The following is a 12796-nucleotide window of genomic DNA, read 5'->3' as shown; positions in this document are numbered from 1 at the left end:
CCCCTCACCCCTGCCCTCTCCCACAGGGAGAGGGAGAACACCCTACTGATTATTCAACAGATACGTTTTCGAAGTGGTGTTTGCCCAGCGGATCAACCACGTAGCCTTTCACTTCTTTGCGCACTGGCTCGTACACGGTGGAATGAGCAACAATCAGAGCCGGAGCCTGATCGTGCATAACAACCTGTGCCTGCTTGTAGAGTTCAATACGTTTGTTGTGATCGTCGGTGGCACGCGCCGGCTGGATCAGGTCTTCAAACGGCTTGTAACACCAGCGAGAGTAGTTAGAGCCGTCTTTTGCCGCCGCACAGCTGAAGAGGGTGGCGAAGAAGTTGTCCGGATCCCCGTTGTCACCGGTCCAGCCCATCATCACTGCCTGATGTTCACCCGCTTTGGCGCGCTTCAGATACTCGCCCCACTCGTAGGTGACAATCTTGGCCTGAACGCCGATTTTCGCCCAGTCAGCCTGAACCATTTCAGCCATACGGCGTGCGTTCGGGTTGTACGGACGCTGTACCGGCATCGCCCACAGTTCAACGGTAAAGCCTTTATCCTGCCCTGCTTCCTTCAGCAGCGCTTTCGCTTTCTCTGGGTCGTAGGTGTAGTCTTTAACGTCATCGTTATAGCCCCACATGGTTGGCGGGATCAGGTTTTTAGCCGCAACGCCAGCGCCCTGGTAAACGGCCTTGATGATCGCTTCTTTGTTCACCGCATAAGTCAGCGCCTGACGCACTTTCACGTCATCAAACGGTTTCTTCTCGGTGTTGAAGGAGAGATAGCCCACGTTCAGGCCAGCCTGCTCCATCAGGTTGATATTCTTGTCCTGCTTCATGCGGGCGATATCAGCCGGGTTCGGGTAGGGCATAACCTGGCATTCGTTTTTCTGCAGTTTTGCGTAACGCACAGACGCGTCAGGCGTAATGGAGAAGACCAGACGGTCGATCTGTGGTTTGGTACCCCAGTAGCCCGGGAACGCTTTGTACAGAATACGGGAGTCTTTCTGGTACTGCAGCAGCTGGAACGGACCGGTACCGATTGGGTTCAGGTCCACTTTTTCCGGCGTGCCGGCTTTCAGCATGTTGTCCGCGTACTCTTTAGAAAGGATAGAGGCGAAGTCCATGGCCAGGTCCGCCAGGAATGGCGCTTCCGGGCGAGTCAGCACGAACTGAACGGTTTTATCGTCCACTTTTTTCACTTCAGCGATCAGGTCTGGCAGCCCCATCCCTTCGAAGTACTCATAGCTACCGCCGGACACTTTGTGGTACGGGTTCTGAGCGTTTTTCTGACGATCGAAGGAGAACACAACGTCATCGGCGTTGAAGTCGCGCGTTGGTTTGAATTCTTTGCTGTCCTGCCACTTCACGCCCTGGCGCAGGTGGAAGGTATAGGTTTTACCGTCTTCGCTGACATCCCACTTCTCCGCCAGGCCAGGAATCACTTCCGTGGTGCCGGTTTTGAATTCAACCAGACGGTTATAGATCGGCACAGAGCTTGCGTCGTAAGTCGTACCAGAGGTAAAGAGCTGTGGGTTAAAGCCTTCCGGCGAGCCTTCAGAACAGTAAACCAGGGTTTTTGCCTGTACGCTTGCTGCCACGGTCATAGCCACCAGGCTCAGACCAAGCTTCAGCATCCCTGACTTCTTCAAGGAAATACTCATTATTCTGCTCCAATGTGATGTTTTGCTTTGTTGTGTTACGCCGCCTGACCTTTATTTATTTTTTACCCGGTCCGGTCGGTGATGCCCGAAGGCGTTAAAGGGATGGAGAATCCTTTCAGAAGAGCGTTGGAGTTGCAGCGCAGATCGTCCCTGAAATGCCCCTCGTGCCCTACAATCTGTCAACAGAATGTGAAAACGTCAATACAGGTGACGGGGATTTACGCTGAGTGTGAGAAACCGCAAACAAAGATTAAAAAAACTATGTACGCCAGTTTTCAGCAGGGAAATTTATGCTACTCGTCATGTTGCAGCACAAATATCTTCATATTTCGCAACAATCAGTGATTAACTTTTATTCAGAATGGGTAAATTTTCTTGCAGAACGGTGATTATCTGAGCACTAAATACCGCGAACGTTAAAACGCACAGCGAAAAATGCTGAGGTTATCCATAAGCAACGCGAAAAAAGATCAATCTATATATAAAAAAATACAATGGATTATGTCACAAAATCACTAACAGGCAGGAAGAAGCAGGACTAAGAGGTGTTTTGGCTAATCTGGACGAATAAAGCGTTAATGCAAAAAGGGCTAACCTTGCGGTTAGCCCTTTTTTGAATGTGGTCGGCGAGAGAGGATTCGAACCTCCGACCCACTGGTCCCAAACCAGTTGCGCTACCAAGCTGCGCTACTCGCCGAATGCGGAGCGCATCTTACTGCTGAGGTGCGCCCCCGTCAATCCCTTAATTTAAAAAAGCCATCCAACTGGCGATAAACTCACCAGGCAAGCTACTGCGCGGCTTTCTGGCTGCTTTCAGGCAGTTTGCACCAGTTGTTATTTTCGTTAATCCCCCCGTCCGGAGAGGTATAACCCAGGCAACCCATGATAGTGTCGTACAACTCAACGTGACGGCGCGGTACCTTAATTTCTGCCTGCTGTTTCAGATGAGCAAACATTTTGGCTTTGTCAGGGTTCTCCAGGTACTTATCTGACATCCACATAATCATCGGTACACGGAATTGCTCCGGCGGCGCCAGCTTACGCGGCGTACCGTGCAAATGCTCTTGCTCGTTGATGGACTCGCCGTGATCAGCCGCATAGATCACAATCGCTTTCTTATCGCGAAGCTGGTCAATTACCCGGCTGAGGAACGTATCCACATACAGCACCGAGTTATCATAGGCATTAATCAGCTCCTGCTTGCTGCAGTATTTATTAATACCGATGCACTCAGGTTGCCATTTTGCGAAATCACGCGTGTAACGCTGATAGTAGCTGTAGTGTGATCCTTTGGTGTGCAGAACAATAAGATGCTTACCCTGCGGATGATTTTTCAGCGACTGCTCCATTTCTGAGAGTAGCAGCATGTCATCAACGGTCTTACCGCGGTTACGCGGCTCGGCGCCAATCTGCTCACGGTACGCGATGTTATCTGCAAGGGTGTTGGTGTAGAACCACATCTCACTTTGCATGGCGAACAAGTCTGAGCTGAAGCCAAGCTGCTTCAGTACGGCAAATACATTCTGCTCTTTAAGGGTACGCTGCGGGTTATCACTCGCACCGCCTTCACGTACAAACATACAGCGCAGCGAAAGCTTTGTGGCGGTATCACAAGAATAGCCGCGGTAAGCCACCAGGTTCTTTTCCTGTGCCAGTTTAGGCGTGGTATCACGGTCATAGCCCAGAATACCCATATGATCCCAGCGCGTTGTTTCACCAATAACAAACACGACGTAAGTATCATCGAGCCCGTCAGCGGGTGCCTCGTAGTGGAATTTTTTGGTCGGATTCATCAGCGATTTCACATCGCTGGATTCATCCGCCTGCGCCCAGGCATAGAGACCTAACGCTGAAAGCCAGTTTGACGGCAGATACGAGTTGGCCACAACTCCGCCATAGCTTGGCATATCGACACCCGTTGCCTTTTCGATGCGTTTTTGCTGTTTTTCCATCAGGCGGATAGGCGCCCATACCAGCAAACCAGCCAGCAGGACCACGGCGACAGTGCGGATCCGCTGTCCACGAGTGCGCAACTGGCGTAACAACGTATAGCGGCAGGTATTACTCCAGATAAAGAAGAGTGGGAGCAGACAGGTTAAAATTGTCCAGACGATAAAGCCTTTACCCACAACCTCTTTCGAGAGGTCAATGTCAGTGGTCATTACCGACGCAACGATACCGTAGCCTATGACGACGTTCATAAAGGTCATGTAATAGCTGGCGGCGGCGGAAATTATCACCACCAGCGAGGCCAGAATTTGCCACGTGCGACGGCCGAAGAGAGATAACAGGCGTAACAAGAAAAATGTCGCGAGGACTGAGCCGAACACTTCAATAGCGGCAAAAATTCCATTTCTTACGGTGAGGTCTTCGAAATAACCTTCCACTCGTCTGAACAGCACCGCGCCATTCAGAAATAATCCGATATAGACAGCCAGCATCAGACACAATCTTTGCTGGGTAATAGACCTAATGTATTTCATGCAAACAACCCTGGGGGAAGGGGTATAAAGACCCGCCGAATCTCAGTGAGAAAGCGGACAGAGTAAGTAAATGCGTAAGAAAGCGTTATCAGAAACGTCTACAAGCGCCGTAAGTAGACCACAGCGGGAGAGAAAAGTGGCAGCGGAGAATGTGATCGGTGCAAATTTTTACAAAATAACAAGTCTGGAAGCATATCAAATAAAAGTTAAAGAGGCCGTTAAGGCCTCTTTAATTTAAGTTAAGCATGTGCTTCATTAAACACTTCGCGCTGCGGCTGCCGAATCGTCGTCGACAGGGCCAGCGAAATAATCAACAGGGCGAATATTACGCAGAAGGTGACATAGAATCCGCCGAACAGCGAGGCAATTAACGAGCCGCAAATGCTGCCGATGCCAAAGCCTAAGTAAATCACGCCGTAATTTTTCGCCAGGTTGTTCAGACCAAAGAACTCGCTCACCAGTGACGGGAACACCGTGATGGTGCCGCCGAAGTTAAAGGCCACGCAGGCAATCGCAGCAAAGAAAGTCGCTTCATTCAGGGGCGCAAACAGCAGAGCCGCCATACCCACCAGTGAAACCACCTGTCCAAGGGTAATCACGCGGATACGGGCAATCTTGTCGGACAGGATACCCAGCACCAGACGACCAGACAGGTTAGCGATAGAGATCACGGTCACCGCATTTGCCGCCGTCATGGCATCCAGTTTAACCATGCCCTGCGCGATATCTTTCGCCACACCAATCACATACAGGCCACTCATGCAGGCCGTCAGGAACATCACCGCCAGCATCCAGTACTGGGGTTTACGCATGGATTGAGCCAGGGTGAAGTCATTCTCCACCACGCCGTTAACGGTTTTCACTTCCTGCTGCGGTGCGTCTTTCATCAGCGTCGCGCCAAACAGGATCATCACCAGGACGATAGCCCCCCAGATCATGAAGGTTTTTTCGAGGCCAACCGACGCCAGCAGATGAGAGTCGATAAATTTAAATCCGAGGCTGCCCAGGCCATAAGAACCGATGGCAAACGCGGAGATTAACCCTTTACGCTCCGGGAACCATTTGACGCAGTTCGACAGGGTCAGCAGATAACCGGCACCGTCCGCCAGACCGACCAGTACCCCGGCGCTCAGCCAGAGCATCATCAGGTTGTTTGAATACGCCGTCAGGAAAAAGCCCAATCCCAGCAGGATCCCCGAGGCCATCGTGACGCGTTTCACGCCGAACCGCTCCTGCAACTTGCCCGCAATCGAAGAGGACAGCGCCAGCCCAAGGCTTAGCAAACCGAAAGAGAACGCCACCTGACTGATCGGCGCACCAAGCTTGTCGGAAAGGGCACTGTTAAACAGGCTCCAGGTATAGACCGAGCCCAACGCAAACTGGGTAACGATGGTGCCAAAGAGCGTCAGCCAGCGTGTACGATTGTAGGAAGATGTATTCATGGCAGTTGTCCTGCAAGAGAAAGTAAGGGAATTTGCTGAGGACAACGATAAACAAAACCCTGATCCCGCTGGGGGAAAACGGCATGAGATGCAGGAGAAACGGAATGAAATGCCTGAAATCGGGAATGAACGTCCTTGCCGGGGAATGAAGCGACAGAATGTTAGTGCACGCTATCGCTACAACCCCCACGGTTATTGTATTCAAGATGTTAACGTGACGTTTAAAATAGTAACAACGTTAGAAATTTGCACTTACGCCCAGCGTGTACAAAAACTGCTCTCCCGTCGTGCTGTCCTCCCCCTGCGCTAAGGAAGCATACGCCGCCATGTGCGAGGTGAAAGGAATATCGGTGCCTACGGTGACATCCATCCAGTTGCCATTTTGAGCCGGGGCAGGCGTTTGCGGCATCCCGAACTGGGATTTCCACTGATTTTCACCATACTGCTGGTTATAGCTAATCTGCGCCCAGGGACGAAGTTCGCCATATTGCGTATCCACGCGCCAGCCTAGCGTACTCACGCTGGCATGCCACAGGGGATCGGTCAGCGCCTGGGTTGTCACGCTATCACCAAACTCATTAATCATCATGGGCGTGGTGCCGTCATAACGCCATGCCACCACCGGGCCGGTCGTGACATGACCCGCCAGCGGAAAATTCCAGCCGACGCTCATCGCCCCCGCGGAGGTCGAGCCAGAGGGCAGATTCAGAGCCAGCCCCGGCGCATTTTGCGAAGACTGGATGCGCTCCGCCAGGATATCGTCATAACGCGGTTGGTGATCCGCATCCCATGTATAGCGTTCCGCCGTATTACTTTGCGGGTCTGAAACGATATATTCCTGTTGCCAGGCAAATGCTGAGTGACCAGAAAGCAGACAGGCTGAAATCCCCACCAGGCCAGAAACAGCATGGCGACCACTGATTTTTTTTATCATCAAAGCGACTCCAGAGAGAGCCGAATTCGGCGATTTTTATCATTGTTCAGGAAGAGGTTTTTAGGGCTTATGGCCCTGTATTAACTATTGTCTTTACAGGTCACACGTCAAGCCTGACGGAATGAAATTTTTGCGATAACCGTGTCATAAGGGAGATAACCGATGCAACGTTGCGGTTGGGTAAGCCAGGATCAGCTCTATATCGACTATCACGATCGGGAATGGGGCGTGCCGGAAACGGACGGCAAAAAACTTTTCGAGATGATCTGCCTGGAGGGTCAGCAGGCGGGTTTGTCATGGATTACGGTATTGAAGAAACGCGAAAACTACCGCAATGCCTTTCATCAGTTCGATCCCGTCCGGGTCGCCGCGATGACCGACGACGACGTGGAGCGACTGGTGCAGGATGCAGGCATCATCCGCCATCGCGGTAAGATCCAGGCCATTATCGGTAACGCACGCGCTTACCTGGCAATGGAACAAAACGGTGAACCGTTCTCAGAGTTTGTCTGGACGTTTGTGAATAACGATCCGCAAATCACGCAGGCCGCCACGCTCGCGGAAATTCCCGCCTCGACTCCGGCCTCGGACGCACTCTCGAAAGCGCTGAAAAAACGCGGCTTTAAGTTTGTCGGCTCCACCATCTGCTACGCCTTTATGCAGGCCTGTGGCCTGGTCAATGACCATGTTACCGGCTGCTTCTGTCATCCGGGAGGCCATCATGATCCGCAAATGGCAAAGTGAGAATACCGCGTCGCTGTTGAGCCTATGGCTTGAAAGTACCACGGAAGCGCATCCTTTTATTGAGGCGAGCTACTGGAAAGAGAACGAAGCCATGGTGCGGGACGTTTATCTGCCGTCGGCCGAAACCTGGGTCTGGGAACAGGATGGCGAACCTCACGGGTTTATCAGCGTGATGCAGTCTCAGTTTGTCGGCGCACTATTTGTCGCACCGGCGTACATCGGCAAAGGCATCGGACGCGCGCTGCTGAACCACGTTCAACAGCGCTTCCCGCATTTAAGCCTGGAGGTATATCAAAAAAATGTCCGGGCGGTAAATTTCTACCATGCACAGGGCTTTCGCATTGAGGACAGCGCCTGGCAGGATGACACCCAACACCCGACGTGGATCATGAGTTGGCAGGCGGATCAAACGCCGTCAGAGTAAGCTCGGGTCCCTGATATTTCTCAACCCATGCCAGCGCCGTATTGCCTGCGCAGCCATTCCCCAGCTTCGAGCTGGGGAGATCTTTGGTCAGCACGTTAACGGCACCGTTTTTACAAATACCGCTCTCGTCCAGGTCCGGCCACGCGCCCTGGTGGATGCAGATCACGCCTGGTTTGATTCCGTCGCTCACCACCGCTCCGGCCAACACCTGCCCACGATGGTTCCAGACGCGCACCAGATCGCCATCCGCAATCCCGCGCGCTTTGGCATCTTCAGCATGAAGCGTGATCGGCTCCCGCCCGGCGACCGCATACTGCTCGCGCAGCGACGAATAGTTAAGCTGGCTGTGCAGGCGATGCGCGGGGTGCGCGGATAACACCTGGAGCTGCTCCGGCTGGGCATTGCCGTGCCACTCATCCGGTTCAAGCCATGTGGGATGCGCAGGACAATCCGCGTACCCAAAGCGGGCAATGCGCTCACTGTAAATCACAATCTTTCCGCTCTCGGTTTTCAGCGGATGGTTCTCCGGGTCGCGACGGAAATCGGCGAAACGGACAAACTGCGCATTCTGCTCGCTCTCTGGCATTTCGAAAATCGCGTTCGCTTCCCAGAATTCCGCAAACGGCGGCAGCGTCACCCCCTGGGCCGCACCGCGCTGAGCGGCAATCTGATAGAACGTTTCCAGCCACTCAAGATCGGTTTTCCCTTCGGTGAAACGCTCACGACCGCCCGCTTCCCACCGTTCGCTCAGTTCCGCAAATACGTCAAAATCATCACGCGCTTCATCCCGCGGTGCGACCACACGCTTCATCGGCACCATATGCTGATTGCTGTAGTCACCGGTCATGGTGAGATCGTTACGCTCATACGAAGTCGTGGCCGGCAGCACGATATCGGCATGTTTGGCGGAGGCGGTCCAGAAGCATTCCGAAATCACCACCAGCTCCGGCTTCTGCCAGGCGCGGATCAAACGATTGGTATCCTGATGGTGCGTGAAATTCGCCCCACCCGCCCACCAGACAAACTTAATATCCGGAAAATGGCGGTCCAGACCGTTATGCTGATAAAACCCGCCCGGGTTTTCCAGGGCTTCAACAATACGCGCCACCGGAATTTTATCCACGGCATCAACGCCGCCCTTCACCGATCCCTGCATGGAGGCCAGCACGGCGGCTTTACGGGTGGGGTTGCCGCCATTGGCGAAGTGATAAGAGAGCCCAAACCCGCCGCCCGGCGTACCAATTTGCCCGAGCATCGCGGCAAGCGTCACCAGCATCCAGTGTTTTTGCTCGCCAAACTGCTGGCGCTGCATGCCCCAACCTGACATCAACATCGTGGTGTTTTCATGGAACAACGCGGCCAGTTCACGGAGCTTGTCAGCCGGAATGCCACAAATATCGGCTGCCCACGCTGCCGTTTTGGCAACACCATCCGTTTTACCCGTCAGATAATCGGCGAATTTGTCGAAGCCCGATGTGCAACGCGCGAGGAAGTCGGCGTCGTGCCAGCCATTCTCTACCAGCGTGTGGGCGATACCCAGCATCATCGCCACGTCAGTACCCATATGCGGGGCGAGCCATTCGGCACTGTCACCAAAGAAATCCATGGTTTCAGAGCGCATGGGGTCAATACAGATGATGCGCTTACCGCTCTTGCGCAACGCATCAAAATAGCCAATACCCTGCTCGTCGGAAGCATTCCAGGCAATTTTCAGCGTGTTGAGAGGGTTGGCACTCCACAGCACCACCACCTCGGTATGCTCCAGTACCAGCGGCCAGCTGGTCTGCTGCTGATAAACCTCATTACCGCCGACGACGTACGGCATGATCGCCTGCGCCGCGCCGGTGGAGTAATCCCCCAGATGGCCCGTGTAGCCGCCGGCCAGGCTCATGTAGCGCTGCAGCAATGTCGATGCTTTATGCAGTACGCCGTTAGAACGCCAGCCGTAAGAGCCGGCAAAAATGGATGCAGGCCCATAGCTGTCGCGAATGCGCTTGTGCTGGGCGTGGATCAGCGCCAGCGCGTCATCCCAGCTCACACGCACAAACTCATCCTGACCACGAATGCCCTGCGGCTTGTCCGGCGAAGCCAGAAATCCTTTACGCACCATCGGCCAGCGCACACGGGTTTTGCTGTGCACCTGATCGCGAACGACGGTCTGTAAAGAGTTAGGGTGTTGTGTTGGCAATGCCCCACGGGAAGACAGGACATTTTCGCCGTCGGTTTCGACCAGCATCGGCCCCCAGTGGGCGGCGGTCAGAATGGTTTTTGTTGAGGTGCTCAAAGCGTGCGCTCCTGGTTGCGTGCAGGTTTACGGTCTTGTTATTGAGGCCGTTTATGGTTTGTCACAAATTTCAGAGTTATCCCCGGAATTTTCTCCGTATCCGGACGTCATAATCAACTGCCACGTCCGTCGTGGCAAAGAATAAAAAGGATTAAGGAAAGAAGATGAAAAAACGCGTACTCGTTATTGCCGCTCTGGTGAGCGGTGCACTGGCGGTTTCTGGCTGCACAACAAACCCATACACCGGTGAACGCGAAGCGGGTAAATCCGGCATCGGCGCGGGTATCGGTTCACTGGTCGGGGCGGGTGTAGGTGCGCTCTCCTCCTCCAAAAAAGACCGCGGTAAAGGCGCGCTGATTGGCGCAGCGGCAGGCGCAGCACTCGGCGGCGGCGTGGGTTATTACATGGATGTGCAGGAAGCGAAGCTGCGCGACAAAATGAAAGGCACAGGCGTGAGCGTCACGCGCAGCGGTGACAACATCATCCTGAATATGCCTAACAACGTGACCTTCGACAGCAGCAGCGCAACGCTGAAACCTGCCGGTGCGAATACCCTGACCGGCGTGGCGATGGTGCTAAAAGAGTACAACAAGACCGCCGTGAATGTGATTGGCTACACCGACAGCACCGGCAGCCAGGAGCTGAACATGCGTCTGTCTCAGCAGCGTGCGGATTCCGTGGCCAGCTCGCTGATCACCCAGGGCGTTGAAGCGAACCGTATCCGCACCAGCGGTATGGGCCCGGCAAACCCTATCGCCAGCAACAGCACGGCGGAAGGCAAAGCGCAGAACCGCCGCGTTGAGATTACGTTGAGTCCAATTCAGTAATCGCATTTCCCCCTCTCCCCGTGGGAGAGGGTCGGGGTGAGGGCATCAGACCGCACACCCCGACATGAACCACTTGCCATCGTTGATTTTCCCGCTAAGGTATTCTCACTAAAGTCAGGGAATTCAGTGATGAGCAAACCAACGCGGGCCACCATCAGCGACGTGGCGAAAGCCGCCAGAACCGGTAAAACCAGTATTTCACGCTATCTCAACGGCGAGAAACACCTGCTTTCCGATGCGCTGCTGGCACGTATTGAACAGGCCATTGCCGATCTCGACTACCGCCCCAGCATCATGGCGCGCGGACTTAAACGTGGCCGTACCCGCCTTATCGGGCTTATCATCGCCGATATTACCAACCCCTACTCGGTAAACGTGCTGAGCGGTATCGAAGCCGCCTGTCGCGAGAAAGGTTTTACCCCGCTGGTCTGTAATACCAACAACGAGGTGGACCAGGAGCTGCATTATCTCGATCTGCTGCGCAGCTACCAGGTGGAAGGTATCGTGGTCAATGCCGTAGGTATGCGCGAGGAAGGATTAAACCGGCTGCAACAGTCTTCCCTGCCGATGGTGCTCATCGATCGTAAAATCCCGAAATTCGCCTGCGACGTCGTCGGGCTGGATAATACCCAGGCGGCCACGACTGCAACCGAGCATCTGATCGAACAGGGCTTCGAAGCAATTCTGTTCCTGAGCGAGCCGCTGGGCATGGTGAATACCCGTCGCGAGCGCCTGAATGCATTTCGTGCCACCCTGGAGCGTTATCCCGGAGTGATCGCCGAAAACGCCGAAACTCCGCTTCATGAAGCCGACCAGCTCGATAATACCCTGCGTCAGTTCCACACGCGCCATCGCGGGATGCGCAAAGCTGTGATTTCGGCCAATGGGGCGCTGACGCTTCAGGTCGCCCGCTCGCTCAAACGCATTGGCCTGCACTGGGGCAGCGATATCGGCCTGCTGGGTTTCGATGAACTGGAGTGGGCAGAACTGGCCGGGGTAGGCATCACCACGCTCAAACAGCCGACCTGGCAAATCGGCTATGCCGCTGTTGAACAAGTGGTTCGTCGCATTGAAGGGATCAGCGATGCCGTGCGCGAGCAGGTCTTTTCCGGCGAGCTGATTGTCCGCGGCTCCACCGCCCGTTAATTTCCCCTTGTGATGACGATCATAAATTCAACATCCTGAACTTTTCTTTGGAACCGGTTCCATCTAGCGTAATAGTATCGATGTACGTTTGATGGAGTTCCTGAATGGGCAGAAAAATAATGGTGGTCACCGCCGCGTATGGTGCGGATCAGGTGCGACAGGCTGGCGGCCAACGGGCGATGCTGCCCGTAATTGCCGGTGCGGGTGCCGATGGCGTAGAGATCCGCCGGGAGCTGTTCAACAGCGAAGAGCTACAGGCGCTGCCTGCGCTGGGTGAATCCATTGAGCTGCTGGGCCTGCTGGCGTGTTATTCCGCCCCCGCCCCCCTGTTTATGCCCGACGGTACCCTCAACCCCGACCTTCCCCGCTACCTTTCTGAAGCCAGCACGCTCAACGCGCTGTGGCTGAAGGTATCCCTGGGTCATTTCAGCGGCACCCGGCCGCTTACCGCCCTGCGCACTTTGCTCAATGAAAGCGGCATGGCACTGGTGGTGGAAAACGACCAGACCGACTGCGGCCAGCTTGCGCCGATGCAGCGCTTCCAGGCCGCCTGCCGGGAAATGGCGCTCCCCGTCACGCTGACCTTCGACATGGGTAACTGGCTGTGGGTCGGCGACTCGCCGGAAGAAGCGGCAACCCGTCTGGCTCCGGCGGTCAGCTATATCCATGTGAAAGCCGCCGTACCGCATAAAGCACAGTTCCGCGCCGTCGCGCCGGATCGCGCCGATGCGCGCTGGCTGGCCCTGCTCAGTCAGTTGCCTGCCGATGCCCCACGCGGGATCGAGTTCCCGCTGGAAGGGGCGGACTTAACCGCTGTCACCCGGCATTACGTTAACCTGCTGCGCGAGGAGTAAA

The 12796-nt window shown here is 54.6% G+C and carries 10 protein-coding genes and 1 tRNA gene; 5 read left to right on the top strand and 6 right to left on the bottom strand.

The features are described from left to right. Positions 1-49: 49 nt before the first annotated feature. From dppA to ACQG19_RS01075, 5 genes are all read right to left on the bottom strand, one after another. A complete protein-coding gene (gene dppA, locus ACQG19_RS01095) occupies positions 50-1657 on the bottom strand; it encodes a dipeptide ABC transporter periplasmic-binding protein DppA (protein ID WP_023620080.1) in 1608 nt (535 codons plus the stop codon). Between the two features lie 620 nt (positions 1658-2277). Continuing rightward, positions 2278-2354: transfer RNA gene (locus tag ACQG19_RS01090), tRNA-Pro, on the bottom strand. A 91-nt stretch (positions 2355-2445) separates the two neighbouring features. Beyond that, positions 2446-4140: a kdo(2)-lipid A phosphoethanolamine 7''-transferase gene (eptB, locus tag ACQG19_RS01085; protein WP_023620079.1), complete on the bottom strand. Its 1695-nt coding sequence runs from the start codon at positions 4138-4140 to the stop codon at positions 2446-2448. A 239-nt stretch (positions 4141-4379) separates the two neighbouring features. Next, on the bottom strand, positions 4380-5582 hold the full coding sequence (locus tag ACQG19_RS01080; RefSeq protein WP_246932244.1) for an L-lactate MFS transporter: 1203 nt from the start codon (positions 5580-5582) through the stop codon (positions 4380-4382). Positions 5583-5820: 238 nt separating this feature from the next. Next, positions 5821-6519: an autotransporter domain-containing protein gene (locus tag ACQG19_RS01075; protein WP_023620076.1), complete on the bottom strand. Its 699-nt coding sequence runs from the start codon at positions 6517-6519 to the stop codon at positions 5821-5823. A gap of 159 nt (positions 6520-6678) precedes the next feature. Between ACQG19_RS01075 and tag the strand changes: the two genes are divergently transcribed. Together tag and ACQG19_RS01065 are read left to right on the top strand one after the other, a co-directional pair. After that, on the top strand, positions 6679-7260 hold the full coding sequence (gene tag / locus ACQG19_RS01070; RefSeq protein WP_013094984.1) for a DNA-3-methyladenine glycosylase I: 582 nt from the start codon (positions 6679-6681) through the stop codon (positions 7258-7260). After that, a complete protein-coding gene (locus tag ACQG19_RS01065) occupies positions 7238-7684 on the top strand; it encodes an N-acetyltransferase (RefSeq protein WP_102752339.1) in 447 nt (148 codons plus the stop codon). Before tag ends, ACQG19_RS01065 begins: the two co-directional genes overlap by 23 nt. Here the strand turns inward: ACQG19_RS01065 and ACQG19_RS01060 are convergent. Then, the gene (locus ACQG19_RS01060; protein ID WP_281506480.1) at positions 7647-9968 is read right to left on the bottom strand and encodes a molybdopterin guanine dinucleotide-containing S/N-oxide reductase; all 2322 of its coding nucleotides are present in this window, start codon (positions 9966-9968) and stop codon (positions 7647-7649) included. The two genes, ACQG19_RS01065 and ACQG19_RS01060, sit on opposite strands and share 38 nt — an antisense overlap. Positions 9969-10132: 164 nt before the next feature. Here ACQG19_RS01060 and ACQG19_RS01055 point away from each other — a divergent pair, with 164 nt between their 5' ends. The 3 genes from ACQG19_RS01055 (at position 10133) to ACQG19_RS01045 (ending at position 12795) form a co-directional block, all read left to right on the top strand. Beyond that, positions 10133-10795, top strand: a complete 663-nt coding sequence (locus tag ACQG19_RS01055) for an OmpA family lipoprotein (protein WP_013094980.1) — start codon at positions 10133-10135, stop codon at positions 10793-10795. Positions 10796-10924: 129 nt separating this feature from the next. After that, positions 10925-11941 carry a LacI family DNA-binding transcriptional regulator gene (locus ACQG19_RS01050; protein ID WP_222168963.1) on the top strand — a complete coding sequence of 339 codons (1017 nt, stop codon included), beginning with the start codon at positions 10925-10927 and terminating at the stop codon, positions 11939-11941. Between the two features lie 104 nt (positions 11942-12045). After that, positions 12046-12795 (top strand): sugar phosphate isomerase/epimerase family protein, encoded by a 750-nt coding sequence (locus ACQG19_RS01045; RefSeq protein WP_038418414.1) that lies wholly within the window; start codon positions 12046-12048, stop codon positions 12793-12795. The last annotated feature ends 1 nt before the right edge of the window (position 12796 follow it).

This window comes from Enterobacter cloacae complex sp. 277I4 (genome assembly GCF_050031465.1).
Taxonomy (GTDB): Bacteria; Pseudomonadota; Gammaproteobacteria; order Enterobacterales; family Enterobacteriaceae; genus Enterobacter; species Enterobacter cloacae.
This window is presented reverse-complemented; position numbering and strand designations above follow the sequence as displayed.

Bases quoted from the DNA above. Each gene is read 5' to 3' on its own strand.
- dppA (WP_023620080.1), bottom strand. From the start codon at position 1,657: ATGAGTATTTCCTTGAAGAAGTCAGGGATGCTGAAGCTTGGTCTGAGC.
- eptB (WP_023620079.1), bottom strand. From the start codon at position 4,140: ATGAAATACATTAGGTCTATTACCCAGCAAAGATTGTGTCTGATGCTG.
- ACQG19_RS01080 (WP_246932244.1), bottom strand. From the start codon at position 5,582: ATGAATACATCTTCCTACAATCGTACACGCTGGCTGACGCTCTTTGGC.
- tag (WP_013094984.1), top strand. From the start codon at position 6,679: ATGCAACGTTGCGGTTGGGTAAGCCAGGATCAGCTCTATATCGACTAT.
- ACQG19_RS01065 (WP_102752339.1), top strand. From the start codon at position 7,238: ATGATCCGCAAATGGCAAAGTGAGAATACCGCGTCGCTGTTGAGCCTA.
- ACQG19_RS01055 (WP_013094980.1), top strand. From the start codon at position 10,133: ATGAAAAAACGCGTACTCGTTATTGCCGCTCTGGTGAGCGGTGCACTG.
- ACQG19_RS01050 (WP_222168963.1), top strand. From the start codon at position 10,925: ATGAGCAAACCAACGCGGGCCACCATCAGCGACGTGGCGAAAGCCGCC.
- ACQG19_RS01045 (WP_038418414.1), top strand. From the start codon at position 12,046: ATGGGCAGAAAAATAATGGTGGTCACCGCCGCGTATGGTGCGGATCAG.